The sequence below is a fragment of the Cellulosimicrobium sp. RS genome (assembly GCF_046159675.1).
GTDB classification, from domain to species: Bacteria; Actinomycetota; Actinomycetes; order Actinomycetales; family Cellulomonadaceae; genus Cellulosimicrobium; species Cellulosimicrobium funkei.
The window spans coordinates 180,956-199,539 of sequence record NZ_JBJXVU010000004.1 but is presented as its reverse complement, the minus strand read 5'-3'; the positions used below and the strand labels follow the sequence as shown (position 1 = coordinate 199,539).

Annotated in this window: 16 protein-coding genes; 8 read left to right on the top strand and 8 right to left on the bottom strand. The window is 74.3% G+C overall.

Annotation, left to right across the window (positions count from 1 at the left end):
• Window positions 1-29: 29 nt before the first annotated feature.
• Entirely contained in the window at window positions 30-1,589 is a 1,560-nt protein-coding gene (locus ACI769_RS08350) for an MFS transporter (RefSeq protein ID WP_409141465.1), read from the bottom strand.
• A gap of 225 nt (window positions 1,590-1,814) precedes the next feature.
• Between ACI769_RS08350 and ACI769_RS08345 the strand changes: the two genes are divergently transcribed.
• A complete protein-coding gene (locus ACI769_RS08345; protein WP_232322539.1) occupies window positions 1,815-2,441 on the top strand; it encodes a TetR/AcrR family transcriptional regulator in 627 nt (208 codons plus the stop codon).
• A gap of 91 nt (window positions 2,442-2,532) precedes the next feature.
• Here ACI769_RS08345 and ACI769_RS08340 read toward each other — a convergent pair whose 3' ends face one another.
• From ACI769_RS08340 to ACI769_RS08330, 3 genes are all read right to left on the bottom strand, one after another.
• The gene (locus ACI769_RS08340; RefSeq protein WP_085387688.1) at window positions 2,533-4,269 is read right to left on the bottom strand and encodes a hypothetical protein; all 1,737 of its coding nucleotides are present in this window, start codon (window positions 4,267-4,269) and stop codon (window positions 2,533-2,535) included.
• Between the two features lie 134 nt (window positions 4,270-4,403).
• On the bottom strand, window positions 4,404-4,856 hold the full coding sequence (locus ACI769_RS08335) for a VOC family protein (protein WP_043654330.1): 453 nt from the start codon (window positions 4,854-4,856) through the stop codon (window positions 4,404-4,406).
• Window positions 4,857-4,983: 127 nt separating this feature from the next.
• Window positions 4,984-6,036, bottom strand: coding sequence for a Ku protein (locus ACI769_RS08330; RefSeq protein WP_043654328.1), 1,053 nt, complete (start codon window positions 6,034-6,036; stop codon window positions 4,984-4,986).
• A gap of 91 nt (window positions 6,037-6,127) precedes the next feature.
• Between ACI769_RS08330 and ACI769_RS08325 the strand changes: the two genes are divergently transcribed.
• On the top strand, window positions 6,128-6,430 hold the full coding sequence (locus tag ACI769_RS08325; RefSeq protein ID WP_031315545.1) for a DUF1905 domain-containing protein: 303 nt from the start codon (window positions 6,128-6,130) through the stop codon (window positions 6,428-6,430).
• Window positions 6,431-6,471: 41 nt separating this feature from the next.
• On the opposite strand, the gene ACI769_RS08320 is transcribed toward ACI769_RS08325, so the two are convergent.
• A complete protein-coding gene (locus tag ACI769_RS08320) occupies window positions 6,472-7,170 on the bottom strand; it encodes a GTP pyrophosphokinase family protein (RefSeq protein WP_074809919.1) in 699 nt (232 codons plus the stop codon).
• A gap of 215 nt (window positions 7,171-7,385) precedes the next feature.
• On the opposite strand from ACI769_RS08320, the gene ACI769_RS08315 reads away from it, so the two are divergent.
• The 5 genes from ACI769_RS08315 (at window position 7,386) to ACI769_RS08295 (ending at window position 14,132) form a co-directional block, all read left to right on the top strand.
• A complete protein-coding gene (locus ACI769_RS08315; protein ID WP_409141464.1) occupies window positions 7,386-10,070 on the top strand; it encodes an ATP-dependent DNA ligase in 2,685 nt (894 codons plus the stop codon).
• A gap of 68 nt (window positions 10,071-10,138) precedes the next feature.
• Window positions 10,139-11,401, top strand: a complete 1,263-nt coding sequence (locus ACI769_RS08310) for a hypothetical protein (RefSeq protein WP_409141463.1) — start codon at window positions 10,139-10,141, stop codon at window positions 11,399-11,401.
• The gene (locus ACI769_RS08305) at window positions 11,398-12,615 is read left to right on the top strand and encodes an amidohydrolase (protein WP_409141462.1); all 1,218 of its coding nucleotides are present in this window, start codon (window positions 11,398-11,400) and stop codon (window positions 12,613-12,615) included. Before ACI769_RS08310 ends, ACI769_RS08305 begins: the two co-directional genes overlap by 4 nt.
• Before the next feature lie 128 nt (window positions 12,616-12,743).
• Window positions 12,744-13,151: a VOC family protein gene (locus ACI769_RS08300; RefSeq protein ID WP_021482782.1), complete on the top strand. Its 408-nt coding sequence runs from the start codon at window positions 12,744-12,746 to the stop codon at window positions 13,149-13,151.
• A gap of 45 nt (window positions 13,152-13,196) precedes the next feature.
• Window positions 13,197-14,132, top strand: a complete 936-nt coding sequence (locus tag ACI769_RS08295) for an NADP-dependent oxidoreductase (protein ID WP_409141461.1) — start codon at window positions 13,197-13,199, stop codon at window positions 14,130-14,132.
• An 82-nt stretch (window positions 14,133-14,214) separates the two neighbouring features.
• Here the strand turns inward: ACI769_RS08295 and ACI769_RS08290 are convergent, their stop codons facing one another.
• Entirely contained in the window at window positions 14,215-14,607 is a 393-nt protein-coding gene (locus tag ACI769_RS08290; protein ID WP_409141460.1) for a cupin domain-containing protein, read from the bottom strand.
• A 146-nt stretch (window positions 14,608-14,753) separates the two neighbouring features.
• Here ACI769_RS08290 and ACI769_RS08285 point away from each other — a divergent pair, with 146 nt between their 5' ends.
• Complete coding sequence (locus tag ACI769_RS08285; RefSeq protein WP_409141459.1) at window positions 14,754-15,932, top strand: M24 family metallopeptidase; 1,179 nt, start codon at window positions 14,754-14,756, stop codon at window positions 15,930-15,932.
• A 43-nt stretch (window positions 15,933-15,975) separates the two neighbouring features.
• Here the strand turns inward: ACI769_RS08285 and ACI769_RS08280 are convergent, their stop codons facing one another.
• Window positions 15,976-17,388, bottom strand: a complete 1,413-nt coding sequence (locus ACI769_RS08280) for an MFS transporter (RefSeq protein ID WP_409141458.1) — start codon at window positions 17,386-17,388, stop codon at window positions 15,976-15,978.
• 27 nt (window positions 17,389-17,415) lie between these two features.
• The gene (gene bioB / locus ACI769_RS08275) at window positions 17,416-18,489 is read right to left on the bottom strand and encodes a biotin synthase BioB (RefSeq protein ID WP_308821017.1); all 1,074 of its coding nucleotides are present in this window, start codon (window positions 18,487-18,489) and stop codon (window positions 17,416-17,418) included.
• Window positions 18,490-18,584 lie beyond the last annotated feature (95 nt).

Sequence of the window (18,584 nt, the reverse complement as noted above, 5' to 3'; positions counted from 1 at the left end):
TGCGGCGGGGCGCGCGCGGCGGCGCGTCGTCAGGGCTTCGCGCCCCGCAGCGTGACGAGCGCCACGCCGGCGGCGACGAGCATGAGCACCACGCCGATCAGCGACGTCGTGCCGACGCCGCTGCCGAACGCGGCGTGCGCGGAGTCGAGCAGCGCCTGCGCCTGCCCGGCGGGCAGGGTCGAGGCGACCTGGGTCGCGCCGCCGAGCGTCTCGGCCGCGGCGACGGCGTCGGCCGCGGGGACGCCCTGCGGGACGACGACGTTCGCGTGGTACGACGCCGTGAGGATGCTCCCCAGGACCGCCGTGCCGAGCACGGCGCCCACCTCGTACGCGGTCTCGGAGATCGCGGACGCGGCACCCGCCTTCGCGGCGGGGACGGACGACACGATGAGGTCGTTCGACACGGTCTCGGCTGCGCCCACGCCGAGCGAGAGCACGACGAACGCGACCATGAGCAGCGCGAGCGTGCTCTGCCCGGCGCCCGCGGCGACGATCGCGTAGCCCGTCGCGGAGAACAGCAGCGCGACGGCGACGACCTGCGCCGGGCGCACGCGCCGCACCACCCGGACGACGCCGAGCCCGGCGACGATCATGACGACCAGCCCCGGCAGGAGCGCGACGCCCGCCTGCATCGGGCCGAGCCCGAGCACGAGCTGGACGTCCTGCGACACGAAGAACAGGAAGCCGACGAGCGAGAACACGGACAGCAGGTTGACGAGCACCGCGCCGCTGAAGGCGCCGCGCGTGAAGAGGCGCACGTCGATCATGGGGTTGGACCGGTGGAGCTGACGGCGCACGAACAGCACGCCCGCGGCGAGCCCGACGGCGACGCTCGCGAGCGCGATCACGCTCGGGCCGGACTTCGCGAAGGTCTTGATGCCGTAGACAACCGGGGTCATGGTCGCCATGACGAGCACGATCGACAGGACGTCGATCCGGCCCGGCGCGGGGTCGCGCGACTCGGGCACGAAGAACGGCGCGAGCGCGAGCAGCAGCACGAGCACCGGGACGGCGAGGAGGAAGACCGAGCCCCACCAGAAGTGCTCGAGGAGGAAGCCGCCGACGATCGGCCCGAGCGCGGACCCGGCCGCGAACCCGGCGGCCCAGACGGCGATGGCGAGCCGGCGCTCCTCGCGGTCGGTGAAGACGTTGCGCAGGATCGAGAGCGTCGACGGCATGAGCATGGCGCCGAAGAAGCCGAGCGCGGCGCGCGACGCGACGAGCGCTCCGGCGCTGGGCGCGTAGGCCGCAACCACGGAGACGGCGGCGAAGCCCACCGCGCCGGTGAGGAGCAGCCGACGGCGGCCGACACGGTCGGCGAACGAGCCCATCGGCACGAGCAGGCCGGCGAGCACGAGCGGGTAGATGTCGATGATCCACAGCAGCTGCGTCCCGGTGGGGCGCAGCGACTCGGAGATCTGGGGCAGCGCGAAGCTGAGCACGGTGTTGTCGACCGACACGAGCAGCACCGGGAGCATGAGCACGGCGAGCGCGAACCAGCGGCCGGCGGCGCCGCGCGCGGGTCCGCGCGTCGCGGGCTCGTGCTGGGCGGCGGTCCCGGTCGGGGTCGTCGTCACGGGGGTCGTCACGGCGAGGGGTCCTTCCACGTCTTCCGGGCGGCCGGGGCGACGCGGTGGCGCCGAACTTCCAGACCGTCCAGACGGTATAGTAACGACGAGACAGCCCACTGTCATCCCGCCCGCGACTGTGACGCTCCGCACCGCACCGTCTCCCCCGACCGGCGCCCCCGCGCCGGCCGCGGGCTCACCGCCCACCGGCCTGCGGGTCCGCACGGGCCGACTACCCTCGGTGCCATGCCGCCGCCCCCCGCTGCTCGCGCCAAGGTCCTGCGGGCGTTCGCGTCCCTGCTCGTCGAGCAGGGCGAGCGCGCCGCCACGCTCGAGGCGGTCGCCGAGCGCGCCGGGGTGTCCAAGGGCGGGCTGCTCTACCACTTCGGCTCCAAGGACGCGCTCGCCGACGGCCTCACCGAGCACCTCCGGGAGCTCACCGCCGCCGACGTGGAGGCCATGCGCGCCGCCCCCGCGGGGGCCGTCGACTACCTCATCCGCACCTCGACGCTCGTCGACACGGAGTTCGAGCTCGTCTACCTCGCCGTGTCCCGGCTCGCGCAGGGGTCGTACCCGCGCGCCCGTGCCGCGCTCGACGGCGCGCACGACGCGTGGACCCGCGCCGTGCTCGACGAGGTCGGCGACCCCGTCGTCGCCCACGCGATCGTCCTGCTCAGCGACGGCCTCTACGCGCACGCCGCGCTGAGCAGCGACGTGCTCAGCCGCGTCACGGGCGGCGACGAGGGGGACGACGGCGACGGCACGCCGGGCGAGGACCTCGCCTTCCGCGGCCCCCGCCCCGGCGACGACGTGGACGACCTCCTCGGCCTCATCGGCGAGCTCGTCGCGCTCCGCCGGACGGCCACCGCCTGAGGCGCCGCCCGGAGGCACGAGAGAGGCCCGGCGGGGCGCCGCAGGGCGCCCCGCCGGGCCTCTCCTCGTAGACCGTCGCGAGTCGGGACTGCTAGCCCCCGAACGAGAACGGCACGGACCGCTCGCGCGTCACCGGCCCGCCGTCGACGTCGGCCGTGAACGAGACGTCCACCTGGCCGTCGACCGGTTCCGACGTCCGCACCGCGAACGCCTGGTACGCGCTCGCCCCGGCCGCGACGCGCGGGAAGTGCTTGCGCCCGAACGGCGTCACGACGCTCACGTCCGCGGCACCGTCGCCCTCGTTCAGGACGCGCACGCCGAGGTAGAGCTTGCCGGCGAGCCAGCGCGGGGTCACGTCGACCGAGAAGTGCGGCCCGGGGTCGTCGGCGCACGGGTCGGCCGTCGGCGCGTCCTCCACCGTGGCGCTGTGGAACACGGTGTACGCGCCGCCGTCCGCCGCGACGGTCGCGGAGAGCCGGAGGTCGACGTCGTCCAGCCGCCACGTGGGGTCGTACGTCGGCGACACGGTCCCGTCGTCGTGGGTGACGAACCCCGGCCACGGCTGGCGCGTCGTCCACGGGTGCCCGAACCCGGCGTCGCCGTAGACGACCTCGTACGGCCCTCCCGGGCCCTCCCACTCGATGAAGAAGGTCGAGTTGTCGTCGGTCGCACCGGCCGGCGGGGTCACGGAGATGTCGACGAGAGGCACGCCGGCGTCGCACGTCGGCACGACCGACAGGACCTCGAGCTCGCAGCGCGGTCGGACGGCCGATCCCCAGTGCAGGATGACCTGGCTCTCGCCGTAGAAGCTCCACTGGTCGCTGGCCAGGCTGTCGAACCGGTAGCCGGGCGCCGCCGTCGCGACGATCCCCTCCGCGGTCCGCTCGTACGTGATCTCGGCCGTGTCGTCCGGCAGGACGACGTCGTCCGGCGTCGCGTCGCAGTCCGTCGGCACCACGGGCATGACCGGTTCGACGACCGTCGGCTCGACCCAGCAGGGCTCGGTGCTCCCGGTCTCGGTCCGGTCCAGCGCGTCGTCCGCGGCGTCGAGGGCGACCTCCCACTCCTGGGTGCGCGAGCCGTCGATGGTCCACTCGCCCGAGAAGAACCCGCTCTCGTCGACGACCCCGTCGCCGAGGACCTCCCCGTCGAGCCGGACGGCGACGGCCGTGCCCGCCGGGTAGCCCGCGACGTCCACCCACAGCACCTCGCAGTAGGCGCTGACGTCGACGCGCAGGCTCGGGTCGAAGCGGCACGGCTCCGTCGTCCCGGACCAGCTCCGATCGAGCGCGTCCCCGGGCGCGTCGAGCGTGACCGACCAGTCGTGCGGGGTCCGCCAGTCCAGCGGCCAGCCGGTCCAGAAGGAACCGGTGAAGGTCTCGTCGCCGACCACGGCACCGTCGACGCTCACGACGACGCGCGAGCCCTCCGGGTACCCGCCCACGTTGGTCGACAGCTCACCGCACGAGGCCCAGGCGTCGGCCCAGACGTTCGGGTCGGAGTCGCACGGGACGGTGCTGCCGCTGTCGGAGAAGTCCCCGTCCGCGCCGTCCGGTGCGTCCACGACGACGCTCCAGTCGTGCGGGACGGAGAAGTCGAGATCGCGCCAGAAGGAGTAGGACGTGTCGAACGTCGTGCTCTCGACGGTCTCGCCGTCGAGGGTCACGACGACGGACGTGCCCTGCGGGTAGTCGTCGAGGCTGACGTAGAGGGAGTTGCAGGAGGGCTGGACGGAGGGGGTGGCGGCGGCTGCGGGGGTCGCGGTGGCGACGCCCAGCCCGCCGAGGGCCAGCACCGTCCCCACGGTGCCGGCAAGGAGCTTCTTCACTCGGTTCGTGATCCTTCACGAGAGGACGGCGCGCGCCGTCGCGGATGTCGAGCGCATTCAACCAGACCTGGGGACTGCCTGGACATCCCCGACGAGCCGCGCGTCCTCCGGGCTCACGTGCGGCGGCGTCCGCCTCAGCCCTCGTAGGCGGCGCGCAACGGCACCAGGTCGAGCTTGGACTGCGTCATCATCACGTCCACGACGCGCTGCACGCGGGCCGGGTCGGGATCCTGCAGCATGGCGAGGAACTCGAGCGGCACGACCTGCCACGACAGCCCGAACCGGTCCTTGAGCCAGCCGCACTGCGACTCCTGGCCACCGTCGGTGAGCGCCGCCCAGTACTCGTCGACCTCGTCCTGGGACTCGCACTCGACGACGAACGACACCGCCTCGGTGAAGGGGAACTGCGGACCGCCGTTGATGGCGTCGAACCGCTGGCCGGCGAGCTCGAAGTCCGCCGACACGGCGGTGCCGTCGGGCTGGCGGAACACGTCGCCGACCTTCGCGTCGGGGAAGACGCTCGAGTAGAACGTGATGGCCTCCTCGAGGTTGCCGTCGAACCACAGGCTCGGCACGATCGCACGCATCGTCGTCTCCTTCGCAGGGCCTCGCGGGCGGCCGGTCGACCGCCCACCCGTTCCGACGGGCGCCGGGCGCGGAACTCATCGCACCCGCCCCGAGGTCGCGCGGTGCGCGCCCGCCCGCCACCCGGTGCTAGGCGGACGCCTTCTTCCGGGTCGTCTTCGAGGTGGTCGACTTCTCCTTCGTGGAGGCGGCGCGGCTCGTGCTCTTCTTCGCGGCCGGCTTCGTCGCCGCCTTCTCCTTCGTGCCCGAGCTCTTGCTCGCGCTCGTCGACCGGGAACCGCTCGACCCCTTGCCCGACGACGAGCTCGCGCGGCCGGAGCCCGACTTCGCGGTCGATCCGGAGCCGGACTTTGAACCTGAGCCTGAACCTGAGGCCTTCCCCCCGCTCGCGCGCGAGCTCTTCGACGACGCGACCGACTTGCGCAGCGCCTCCATGAGGTCGATGACCTCCGCGCCCTCGCCCTCCTCCGCCTGCTCGCCGAAGGTCTCGGCGGTGTCCAGCGCGTCGCCCTGCTCGAGCTTGGCCTCGATGAGCTGACGGAGCTGCGCCTGGTAGTCGTCCTCGTACTCCTCGGGCGTGAAGTCCGCCTCGAAGCTCGCGACGAGCTGCGCCGACATGGCGAGCTCCTTGTCGGTCACCTTCGCCTCGTCGTCGAGCGAGGGGAACGCGGCCTCGCGCACCTCGTCGGCCCACAGCAGCGTCTGGAGCACGAGCACGTCGTCCCGCACGCGCAGCGCCGCGAGCCGCGTGCGCTGCCGGAGCGCGAACTTGACGATCGCCGTCCGGTCGGTCTCCTCGAGCGTGCGCCGCATGAGCACGTACGCCTTGTTGGACTTCGAGTCGGGCTCCAGGTAGTAGCTGCGGTCGAGCAGGAGCGGGTCGATCTGCTCGCTCGGCACGAACTCCACGACCTCGATCTCGCGGCTGCGCTCGGCGGGGAGCGCGGCGAAGTCCTCGCTCGTCAGCACGACCGTGCGCTCGCCGTCGTCGTACGCCTTGTCGATGTGCTCGTACGGCACGACCTCGCCGTCGATCTCGCACACGCGCCGGTAGCGGATGCGGCCGCCGTCCTTGTCGTGGACCTGGTGCAGCGGCACGTCGTGGTCCTCCGTCGCGGAGTACACCTTGACCGGCACGTTGACGAGGCCGAACGTGATGGCGCCCTTCCAGATGGCCCTCATCCGTCCATGGTGGCGTCACCGGCGCCCGCCCGCGAGGGATACGGCGCGACGTCGGCACCCGCGTGTGGGTAGCCCGCGGCACCATGGACGGGTGGCGGGGACGAGGTTCGAGTTCGAGGCCGAGCTGTGGCGGTGGGAGGCGCGCACCGACAGCTGGGTGTTCGCCGCGCTCCCGGAGGACGTGAGCGACGAGATCGCGGAGCTGCCGCTGCCGCCCGCGGGGTTCGGCTCGGTCAAGGTCGAGGTGACGCTCGGGGCGCAGCGCTGGTCCACGTCGGTGTTCCCCGACGCGCAGCGCAAGACGTTCGTCGTGCCGATCAAGGCCGCGGTCCGCCGCGCCGAGGGCGTCGACGTCGGCGACCGGGTGCGGATCGGCGTCGAGACGCTGGTCTGAGCGGTCCGACGTCGTCGCGCGGCCCGCGCGGGAGCGTCGCCTCAGCCGTCGTGGCGGCGTTCGTGGAACGCCTCGTCGGCGACCTGCGCCGTCCGCATGAAGCTCTCCATCACCTCGCGCGGCGTGGCGAGCTCGTCGGTGTTCTCGACCGGCTCCGGCACGCCGTCGAGGCTGCGGACCTCGTCGTGGATGCGCTCCATCGTCGTGTCGAGGGTCGCGGCGACGTCCGCCGCGAGCTTGAGCGCGTCCGTCAGGTGCTGAGGCACGTCCCGCTGGTACTTGTAGTAGATCTTGTGCTCCAGGCTCGCCCAGAAGTCCATGGCGATCGTGCGGAGCTGGATCTCGACGACGACGTCCTCGACCCGGTCGGAGAGGAACACCGGCACCTGGACGATGAGGTGCAGGCTCTTGTAGCCGTTGCCCTTCGGGTGCGCGATGTAGTCGCGCTCCTCCAGGACCGTGAGGTCGCGCTGGCCCACGAGCAGGTCGCGCACGCGGTAGATGTCGGAGACGAACGCGCACGTGACGCGGACGCCCGCGACGTCGAACATGTTCTCCCGCACGCCCTCCGGGGTGAGCGGGATCCCCTTGCGGCGCGCCTTCGCGACGATCGACTCGAGCGACTTCAGGCGCGAGCCCAGGTGCTCGATCGGGTTGTCGTCGTGCACGTGCCGGAACTCGTCGCGGAGCACGGTGATCTTCGTCATCACCTCGTCGATGCCGAACTTGTAGTTCATCATCAGGCGACGGAACTCGCGGACGCGGGGACCGATCTCCGCGGGGAGCGGTACGTCGTCGGTCGTCAGGTGCGTCACGGTGATCCTCTCGGTCCGGCATCGACCCCGGGCGGGCTCCCCGGCCGGTCGGACAGCCCCACCCAGTGTCCACGGTCGAGGACGCCGAGAAGTTCCCGCCACCGCGGGCGACGCCGTCGGGCCCGCGCCACGATGGGCCCATGGCCACCACATCCAGCCGGGCGGGCGAGACGGTGAACGTCGGTGGTCACCGCCTGCGGCTCACCAACCTGGACAAGGTCCTCTACCCCGCCACCGGCACGACGAAGGCCGACGTCCTCGCGTACCTCGCGGCCGTCGCCGACGTCATGCTCCCTCACTGCGCCAACCGGCCCGCGACGCGCAAGCGATGGCCCGACGGCGTCGACGGCCAGGTGTTCTTCCAGAAGAACGCGGGCCAGGGCGTCCCGTCCTGGGTGCGCACGCGGCGCATCCAGCACAAGAGCAGCGCCAACGACTACGTGCTGGTCAACGACCTCGCGACCCTCACGTGGCTCGGCCAGACGGCGTCTCTCGAGCTCCACGTGCCGCAGTGGCAGTTCGGTCGCACCGGGGCGCACCTCGACCCCGACCGCCTCGTCCTCGACCTCGACCCCGGCCCGGGGGCCGGGCTGGCCGAGTGCGCCGAGGTCGCACGCCAGGCGCGGCAGATCCTCCAGGGCATGGGCCTCGAACCCCTGCCCGTGACGAGCGGGTCCAAGGGCATCCACCTGTACGCCGCGCTCGACGGCAAGCAGGACGCGGCGGCCGTCTCCGCCGTCGCGCACGAGCTCGCCCGCTACCTCGAGGCCGAGCACCCCGACCTCGTCGTGAGCGACATGAAGAAGTCGCTGCGCGGCGGCAAGGTCCTCGTGGACTGGAGCCAGAACAACGGCAACAAGACGACGATCGCGCCCTACTCGCTGCGCGGGCGCGAGCACCCCACCGTCGCCGCGCCCCGCACCTGGGAGGAGCTCGACGACCCGGACCTGCGCCACCTCGACCTCGACGAGGTCGTCGAGCGCGTGCGCACCCTGGGCGACCCGCTCGCCGCGCTCACGCAGGGGCACCTCTCCGCGCTCGAGCCCACGCCTGCGCGCATGGCGACGTTCGAGCGCAAGGGGGGTGCGGCGTCGGGCAGCGGGACCACGGACGGCGGGACGGACGACGAGCGGCCCGACCGCCTGCACCGGTACCGCTCCATGCGCGACGCCGGGCGCACGCCCGAGCCCGTCCCGGACGAGGCGCCGCCGCCGAGCGCGGGCAACAGCTTCGTCATCCAGGAGCACCACGCCCGCCGCCTGCACTGGGACTTCCGGCTGGAGCACGACGGCGTGCTCGTGAGCTGGGCGCTCCCGCGCGGCGAGCCGACCGACCCGAAGAAGAACCACCTCGCCGTCCAGACCGAGGACCACCCGCTCGCCTACGGCTCGTTCGAGGGCACGATCCCGAAGGGCGAGTACGGCGCCGGCGAGGTGACCATCTGGGACGCCGGCACGTACGAGCTCGAGAAGTGGCGCGACGGCGAGGAGGTCATCGTCACGCTCCACGGCGAGCAGCACGGCACCCGCCGCCTCGCGCTCATCCACACGGGCGGCCGCGACGGCCGCGACGAGGACAACTGGCTGATCCACCTCATGGCGCCGAGGCCGAGCCGTCCGGGCGAGAGCGCGCGGGGTCGGGGCGCCGGGGGTGGGGAGGAGGCGCCGGGTCTACCATCCGCGGCTCGTCCCTCGCCGCTCCCGCCAGACCCGCCACGACCCGGCACCTCCTCCCCACCCCCGGCTTCGCCGTCGGCTCGCGGCGCGTCGTCGCCCGACGACCACGGTGCTCCAGAGCCACGGCCCGCGCGGACGGACTGGCGGCCGATGCTCGCGTCGCCCGCGTCGGCGGGCGACCTGCACGACGGCGACGCGTGGGCGTTCGAGATGAAGTGGGACGGGTTCCGGACGCTCGCGCACGTGGCCGAGGGGCGCGTGCGGCTCGTGAGCCGCTCGGGCAAGGACATGTCGGTGACGTACCCGGAGCTGCAGGCGCTCGCGGAGCAGGTCCCGGCCGAGGCGCTGCCGGTGGTGCTGGACGGGGAGATCGTCGCGCTCGACGCGCGGGGGCGGCCGAGCTTCCGGCGCCTCCAGCAGCGCGCGAACATCGCCAAACCGGGGGACGTCGCCGCGGCGCGACGGCGGGTCACGGTCGACCTCATGGTGTTCGACGTCCTGGAGACCGGCGGGCGGTCGCTCGCGAAGCGCCCGTACGACGAGCGGCGCGAGGTGCTGGAGGACGTGCTGCGCGACGCCGTCGCCCCGGTGCACGTGCCGCCGGTCTTCGACGGGGACCTGGAGGCAGCGATGGAGACGTCGAGGCGGCTGGGGCTCGAGGGCGTGGTCGCGAAGCGGCGCGACGGGACGTACTCGTCGGGCCGCCGCTCGGCGCTGTGGCTGAAGCTCAAGCACGCGCAGTCGCAGGAGGTCGTCGTGGTCGGGTGGCGGCCGGGCCACGGCGAGCGGACGCACCTCGTCGGGTCCCTGCTGCTCGCCGTGCCCGACGACGGCCGCCTCGTCTACGTGGGCCGGGTCGGGTCGGGCTTCACGGACGCCGAGCGACGCGACCTGGTCGCCGAGCTCGACCGGATCGGGCGCACGACGCCGCCCGCGGTGGGCGTGCCGCGCGAGGACGCGCGCGACGCGCACTGGGTGTCGCCGCGGCGGGTCGCGGAGGTCGTCTACGCCGAGTGGACGGGCGCCGGGGAGGGCGACGGCGACGACGTCCCGTTCGGCAAGCTGCGCCATCCCGTCTGGAAGGGGTGGCGCCGGGACAAGTCGCCGGACGATGTCGTGCTGGAGGCGCCCGCGACGCTCGACGGCTGACCGGCTCCCTCGCGCGCTGGGGAGAGCAGCGCCCGGGACACGGCGAGCGATTGGTATACCATTTGGACATGGTCGCCCTTCCCTTCCTCCGCGGTGCCGGCCGGCCCCGTATCCGTCGGCCGCGACGTGCGGCGGCATGGGTCACCGCGCTCGGCGTCGCCGTCCTCGCCGCGTGCACGCCCAGCGGAACGGGCGCGGACGCCACGCTCTCCGCACCCCGGAGCCCGGCCGCCTCCGCGCGGGCACCGGAGACGACGCCCGGGGACGAGCCGACGACACCCGTGCCCGACGCCCCTGCCGGCACCACCCCCGCCGCCGAGACCTCGCGGTTCCTGCTCGCGACCGAGGCGGAGTCCGACGGGCTCGCGGTCGTCGACCCGACGATCCGGGAGGGCAGCGCCGTCGTCGACCGCATCGAGGTGGGCGCCGCGCCGTGGGGCGTCGCCGTGCACGCCCCGACGATGCGCGCCTACGTCTCGACGGCCCAGGGCGTCGCCGTCGTGGACCTCGCGACGCGCGAGCGGGTCGACCTCCTCCCCTACCGGGACGCGCCCGCGCGCGTCGCGTTCGGCGAGTACCGCCGCGGCGGCATGGGCATCGCCGTCTCGCCCGACGGCGCCCGCGTCCACGTCGCCGTCCACCGCGGCGACTCGTCGACGCTCGAGACGATCGACGTCGCGTCGCGCGAGGTCGTCGCGAGCACGCCCGTGGGGCTGCGACCGTTCGACGTGCTCGTCGCCGCCGACGGCAGCAAGGTCTACACCGTCGACCACGACGCGTTCTCCGTGCACGTCGTCGACACCACGACGTTCGAGGCCCGGCGGATCGAGGTCGCGCCGTTCGGCACGGACGGCGGGCTCGCGTCGTTCGAGAAGCCGCACTACGCGGTGCTCGACGACGACGGCTCGCTCCTGCTGCCCTACCAGGGCCGCGTGCTGGTCCGCCTCGACCCGGCCACCGGCACGACGACGACCGTCGCCTCGGTGGCGGACAGCCACCAGCACGGCGTCGCCCGCGCGCCCGACGGCCGCGTCGTCGTCGTGGGCAACGGCCCGTTCGGCAACGCCACGGGCGGGCCGAACGTGACGGTGCTCGACCCGGCGACCGGCGCAGAGCAGGTCGCCCCGCTCACGCGCCGCCACGAGACCGTGACGACGTGGACCGACCCCGCGACGGGCCGCCCGAGCGCCGTGCTCGCCGGCGGGTACACGCAGGCCGAGGCGTGGGACGGCGCGACCGTCGTCGACCTCGGCACGCTCGACACGTACGAGATCCAGATCCCCGGACGGCCCCAGGTCGTCGTCCCGCTGCCGGAAGGACCCGCCGCATGACCACCGCCCGCACCCCCGAGACCGTCACCGTCCTGCGCGACGTCCGCCCCTGGGGCGGCGAGCCGGTCGACCTGCACGTCGCGGACGGCCGCATCGCCGCGGTGACGCCGCACGACCCGGCGGCCGGCACGGTGCCGGAGGCCGGCGTGGTGGACGGCCGCGGCCTGCTCGCGCTCCCGGGCCTCGTCAACGCCCACGCGCACGTCGACAAGAGCTGGTGGGGCCGGCCCTGGGTGAGCTACGGCGGCGAGGCGACGACGCAGGGCCGCATCGCGCACGAGCGCGCGCACCGCGACGAGCTCGGCATCCCGGGCGTCGACGTGACGCTCACGGTGCTGCGCGAGTTCGTGCGGCACGGCACGACGGCGATCCGCACCCACGTCGACGTCGACCTCGGCCTGGGGCTGCGCGGCATCGAGGTCGTGCGCGAGGCGCTCGCCGCGCTGGACGGCGCCGTGCACGCCGAGATCGTCGCGTTCCCGCAGGACGGCGTGCTGCGCCGGCCCGGGGTGCTCGACCTGCTCGACGCGGCCGCCGCCGCGGGCGCCGAGCACGTCGGCGGCCTCGACCCGGCGTCGATCGACCGCGACCCCGTCGGCCAGCTCGACGGGCTGTTCGCGATCGCCGAGCGGCGTGGCGTCGGGGTCGACGTGCACCTCCACGACGGCGGGGACCTCGGCGCGTTCCAGGTCGAGCTCATGATCGACCGCACCCTGCGCGCCGGCCTCCAGGGGAAGGTCAACGTGGCGCACGGCTTCGCGGTCGGCGACGTCCCGGCGTCGCGCCAGGCGGACCTCGTCGCCGCGATGGGCGAGGCCGGCATCACCATGACCACGGTCGCGCCGATCGGTGCCGCTCCCCTGCCCGTGCACGCGCTGCGCGCGGCGGGCGTCGCCGTCGGGCTCGGCACGGACGGCATCCGCGACCTGTGGTCCCCCTACGGGACCGGCGACCTCCTCGCGCTGACGACCCAGCTCGCCCGCCTCTCGCGCTTCCGGTACGACGAGGAGCTCATCACCGCCGCGCGCGTCGCGACGTCCGACGCCGCGCGCTTCGTCGGCCGCGACGTCCACGACCTCGTCGTCGGCGCACCCGCGGACGTGGTGCTCGTCGACGCGGAGAACGTGCCCGACGCCGTCGTGCGCGCCCCGCGCCGCGCGCTCGTCGTCGCCGGCGGCCGGGTCGTGGCCCGCGACGGCGACGTGCTCGTCTGACGTCGCGCCGAGGCAGGGCGGCGCCCGGTCGCGCCACCGCGCGGCCGGGCGATGAGTTCCCGGGCGGGCCGTCGTCTACCCCGACGACACCCGCACCGGGCGACCCGCCCGCCACACCGGAGGACCGCATGAGCACCCAGATCTTCGTCAACCTGCCCGTCCAGGACCTCGACGCCGCCAAGGCGTTCTACACCGCGCTGGGGTACACCGTGAACGAGCAGTTCACGGACGAGAACGCGTCCTCGATCGTCCTCAGCGACACGATCTACGTGATGCTCCTCACCGCGGAGTTCGCGCAGCGGTTCACGAACAAGGCGATCGCCGACGCGACCGCCACGACCGAGGTGATCAACGCCCTGAGCGTCGGCTCCCGCGCCGAGGTCGACCGGCTCGTCGACGCCGCGTTCGCCGCCGGCGCGACCGCGGTCAAGGACCCCCAGGAGGAGGGCGGTTTCATGTACTCGCGGAGCTTCGCCGACCTCGACGGGCACCAGTGGGAGGTCCTCCACATGGACCCCACCGCGTTCGAGGGCTGACCGCGCCGCGGGAATCCGTCGGGCGTCCGCGGGGTTGCCGCCCGTATGCGAGCCATCACCTACTCCCGCTACGGCGGCCCCGACGTCCTCGAGACGACCGACCTCCCGACCCCCAAGGTCGGCCCCGACTCCGTCCTCGTGCGCGTGCGCGCCGCGAGCGTGAACCCGGTGGACTGGAAGGTCCGGGAGGGGTACCTCGACCAGGTCATGGACGCCATCTTCCCCGTCGTGCCCGGCTGGGACGTGGCGGGCGTCGTCGAGCGCGTGGGCCTGGACACCCCCGAGCTCCAGGTCGGCGACGAGGTGTACGGGTACGTGCGCAAGGACGTCGTGGGCGGCGAGGTCTCGGGCGGCACGTTCGCCGAGCTCGTCGCGGCGCCCGTCCGGACGCTCGCGCGCAAGCCGGCGGCGTGGTCGTTCGAGGAGGCGGCGGCCGTGCCCCTCGCCGGGCTGACGGCGTACCAGACCATCCGGCGCACCGGCCTCGCCGCGGGCCAGACGGTGCTCGTGCACGCCGCCGCCGGCGGCGTCGGGTCGTTCGCCGTCCAGATCGCGAAGGCGCTCGGGGCGCGCGTCCTCGGGACGGCGTCGGAGCGCAACCACGACTTCCTGCGGTCGCTCGGCGCGGAGCCGGTGACGTACGGCGACGGGCTCGCGGAGCGGGTCCGGGCGCTCGCGCCCGAGGGCGTGGACGTGGTCCTCGACTACGTGGGCGGCGACGCGCTCGACTCGGTCCCGCAGGTGCTGCGCGACGGCGGTACGGTCGCCTCGATCACGGACGCACGGGCCCGCGACGAGCTGGGCGGGCACTACGTGTGGGTGCGCCCCGACGCAGCCGACCTCACCGAGCTCGCGCGGCTCGGCGACGAGGGCCTGCTGCGCCCGGAGGTCGACGAGGTCTTCGACCTCGCCGACGCCGCCGACGCGCACCGCGCGAGCCAGTCCGGGCACGTGCGCGGCAAGGTCGTCGTGCGGGTCTGACCCTCCGAGACCGGCCCGGGCGGCGCCCGATCGACCCGCGGCCGGCCGGTCCGGCACGTCCGGGCCGGTCGGGCTCCGACCGTCAGGCGGTCGGCGGCTCGCCCGGCAGCTCCCGCAGCGGCGACGTCAGGTCGCCGCCCGCGTCGCCCGTGTTGACCGTCCCCTGCCGCTCGACGAGCACCGCGGAGGTCTCGACGGCGGCACGCGGCCGGTGCTCGACGCCCCGCGGCACCACGAACAGGTCGTGCGGGCCCAGCACGACCGCGCGCTCGGCGCCGCCGTCGCGCAGGTCGATCGTCAGCTCGCCGTCGAGCACGAGGAACAGCTCGTCGGTCTCGGGGTGGGTGTGCCAGACGAACTCGCCCCGCACCTTCACCACCTTGACGTCGGCGTCGTTGAGGCTCGCCACGCGGTGCGGCTGCCAGTGCCCGTCGAACGTGTCGAGGGCGGCGAGGAGGTTGCGCACGTCGGTCATGCGAGCAGCCTGCCACTCCAGGACCCGAGCCGGACCGCCCAAGCCGCGACGACCGGGACGGACCCGGCCGCCCGAGCGGACCTGCGGAGGGCCGTCGCCGGGCCGCTCGGGTCGATCTCGGCGGCGAGCGGTGCCACGCTGGGCTCATGTCGAGCACCGATGCCGCACGTCCGGGGGCCGCGTTCGGTCCCGAGGTCTACGCCGCGCGTCGCGAGCGCGCCGCCGCGCACGCGCGCGAGGCCGGTCTCACGGGGCTGCTCGTCTCGCCCGGCCCCGACCTCGCGTACTTCACCGGGTACGCGCCGCCGGAGACGGAGCGGCTGACGCTGCTCACGATCCCCGCCGAGGGGACCGGGACGACCAGTGGGGCGTCCGTCGTCGTGCCGCTGCTGGAGCGGGGCGACCTGGCCTCCGCCCCCGGCGCGGAGGGCCTCGACGCCGTGACGTGGCGCGACGGCGACGACGAGCACGACGCCGCGGCGCGACTCCTCGCCGCGGACGGCACCTACGCCGTCTCGGACGCCACGTGGGCGCTGCACGTGCTCGGGCTCCAGCGCGCGCTGCCCGGCGCCCGCCTGACCGCGTTCTCCGACGCCGTCCCGACGCTGCGGGCCGTCAAGGACGCTGCGGAGGTGGAGCGCCTCGCCGCGGCGGGCGCGGCCGCCGACGCCGCGTTCGCGGACGTCCTGGGCGTCGCGTTCGCGGGCCGGCACGAGCGGGACGTCGCGGCCGACCTCGACCGGTTCCTGCGCGAGCACGGGCACGAGCAGGTCGACTTCACGCTCGTGTGCTCCGGCCCGAACGGCGCCGACCCCCACCACGACGCGGGCGACCGCGTCATCGAGCCCGGCGACCTCGTCGTGCTCGACTTCGGCGGGCTGCGCGACGGGTACGGGTCGGACACCTCGCGGACGGTGCTCGTCGCGGGCGGCACGGACGACGCCCTCGCCGACCAGCAGCGCGAGGTCTACGACGTCGTCCGGCGCGCGCAGCAGGCCGGGGTCGACGCGGTGCGCCCAGGCGCGACGTGCCAGGACGTCGACCGCGCCGCGCGCGCCGTCATCGTCGACGCGGGCTACGGCGAGCAGTTCGTGCACCGCACCGGCCACGGCATCGGCACGACGACGCACGAGCCGCCGTACATGGTGGAGGGCGAGGACCGCCCGATCGAGCCCGGCATGTGCTTCTCCGTCGAGCCGGGGGTCTACCTGCCCGGCCGCTTCGGCGTCCGGATCGAGGACATCGTCGTCGCGTTCCCGCCGGACGTGCCCGACGGCGCACGCCGCCTCAACACCTCGACCCACGACCTGCAGACGGTGCGCTAGCCGTCGGCACGGCGGGCGCGGGACCTCGAGCCGGCACTCCGCCTCAGCCGCTCTGGGCCTCTCCGGCGTCGGCGGCGCGCACACGGTCGTTGCGGATGCCGACCCAGCTGAGCACGCCGCCGAGGACGAGCAGGGCCGCCGTGACGAGGAGCGAGCGGTGGAAGCCGTCGAGGTCGAGCACGCCGCCGACGATCACCCCCGCGAACGCGATGACGACCAGCCCCGCGACGCGCGACACCGCGTTGTTCACCGCGGAGCCGATGCCGGCGTCGGCCGCGGGGATCGAGCCGAGGATCGCCGACGTCAGCGGCGCGACCGTCATCGCGAGGCCCAGGCCGAAGAGCACGAGACCCGGCAGGACCTGGGTGACGTAGACGGCGTCGTCGGTCGTCGTGAGCAGGAGCAGGTAGCCGGCCCCGCCGACGATCGGGCCGAGCGTCATGAACAGGCGCGGGCCGTAGCGGCCCGCGAGCGCCCCGAACCGCGTCGACAGGGCGAGGAGCACGAGCGTGACGGGGAGCTGGGCGAGACCGGCGGCGGTCGCGCTGTACCCGCCGACCTGCTGGAGGAAGAGCGTGACGACGAACCCGCCGAAGTACAGCGCGCCGTAGATCGCCGCGGTCGCGAGGTTGCCCCACGCGAAGTTGCGCACCCGGAACAGGCGCGGCGGCAGCATCGGGTCCGGGGCGCGGCGCTCCCACCCCACGAACGCGGCGAGGCACACGACCCCCACGGCGAACGGCCCCCACACCACGGGGCTCGCCCACCCGAAGCGGCCCTGCTCGATGAGCGCGAACACCGTGCCCGCGAGCCCGACGGCGGCGAGCGTCGCCCCGAGCGTGTCGATGCGCCGTCGTCCGCCCGGGCCCGCCGCGGCGTCCGGCTCCTCCGCCGCGGACCGGGGGACGCCGCGCAGCAGCCACAGCGTGACGGCGACGGGGAGCACGTTGATCCAGAAGACCCAGCGCCACGAGATCGCGTCGATGAGGACGCCGCCGAGCAGCGGCCCGACGAGCGACGCGGTGCTGGTCCACGCGGTCCAGGAGCCGATCGCGCGGGCCTGCCGCTCGCCGTCGAACGTGGAGATGATCATGGCGAGCGAGCTGGGCACGAGCAGGGCGCCCGCGACGCCCTGGAGGCCGCGCGCGACGACGAGGACGAGGCCGTCGGGCGCGAGCGCGCACGCGACCGACGTCACGGCGAACCCGACGAGCCCGATCGCCATGATGCGGCGGCGCCCGTGGACGTCCGACAGCGACCCCGCCAGGAGGATGAGCGCGCCGAGCGTGATCATGTAGGCGTCGACGACCCACTGCTGCAGCGCGAGACCCGTGACGGGCCCGGTGGTGAGCTCGGCGGAGATCGCGGGCAGCGCGACGTTGACCACCGAGCCGTCCAGGAACGACACGAACGACGCGAGGACCGCGACCACCAGCACCCGCTGCTGCACCCTCACGCCCTCACGCTACGACGGTCGCGGCGATCAGGCGTTGGGAGCGACGTCCGTCCCCGCCCCGCGGCGGCGCGGAACGACGCGCGACGACGCCGTCCGCCCGGCGGGTCCGGGCACCTCCTCGACCTCGAGGCCGGCATCGGCGATCATCGCGAGGTCCGCGGCGGCGTCCTGCCCCTCCGCCGTGAGGTAGTCGCCGAGGAAGAGCGAGCTGGCCACGTGCAGGGCGAGCGGCTGAAGTGCTCGCAGATGGAGCTCCCGCCCGGCGCCCAGGCGCAGCTCGGCCCGGGGCAGCGCGAACCGCGCGGCGGCGAGGATCCGCAGGCACCGTTGCGGCGTGAGCTCGTGCCGGCCCGCGAGCGGGGTCCCCTCGAAGGGCACGAGGAAGTTGACCGGGACGGAGTCCGGGTCGAGCGCCCGCAGCTCCAGGAGCACGTCGACGAGCTGCTCGGGGGTCTCCCCCGCCCCCGCGATGAGCCCCGAGCAGGCCGACAGCCCGGCGCCCTGGACGCGCCGGACGGTCGCGACGCGGTCCGCGTGGTCGTGGGTCGTGCAGATCTCGGGGTAGGCGTCCTGCGACGCGTTGAGGTTGTGGTTGTAGGCGTGGGCGCCCGCGTCGCGCAGGCGCTCGGCCTGGCCGTCGGACAGCAGCCCGAGGCACGCGCAGACCTCGACGCCAGGGTGCTCCTCGACGATCCGGGAGACGACCCCGCAGACGCGGGTCACGTCGCGCTCCGTGGGGCCGCGCCCGCTCGCCACGAGGCACACGCGCGACGCCCCGGCGTCGATGCCCGCGCGCGCCGCACCGAGCGCCTCGGGCGCCCGGAGCCACGTGTACCGCAGGATCTCCGCCGCGGACCCGAGCCGCTGGGAGCAGTAGGTGCAGTCCTCGGGGCACAGCCCGGACTTGAGGTTGACGAGGTAGGCGAGCTTCACGCGCCGGCCGAACCACCGGCGTCGGACCCGGGCCGCCGCGGCGACGACGTCCAGGAGGTCGTCGTCGTCGGTCGCGAGGACGGCGAGGAGGCTGTCCGCGGAGGGCGCCTCCTCGCGCGTCGTGGCGGAGACGAGGTCGTCGAGCAACGCGGCGAGGTCGTGGTCCATGGGTCGATCGTGGCGACGCGCGCCGCGCGCGCGCGTGCACGGTCTCTCCAGCGTCGCGTTCCGCCGACCGGGGAGCCCGACGACGCGTTGGTGAC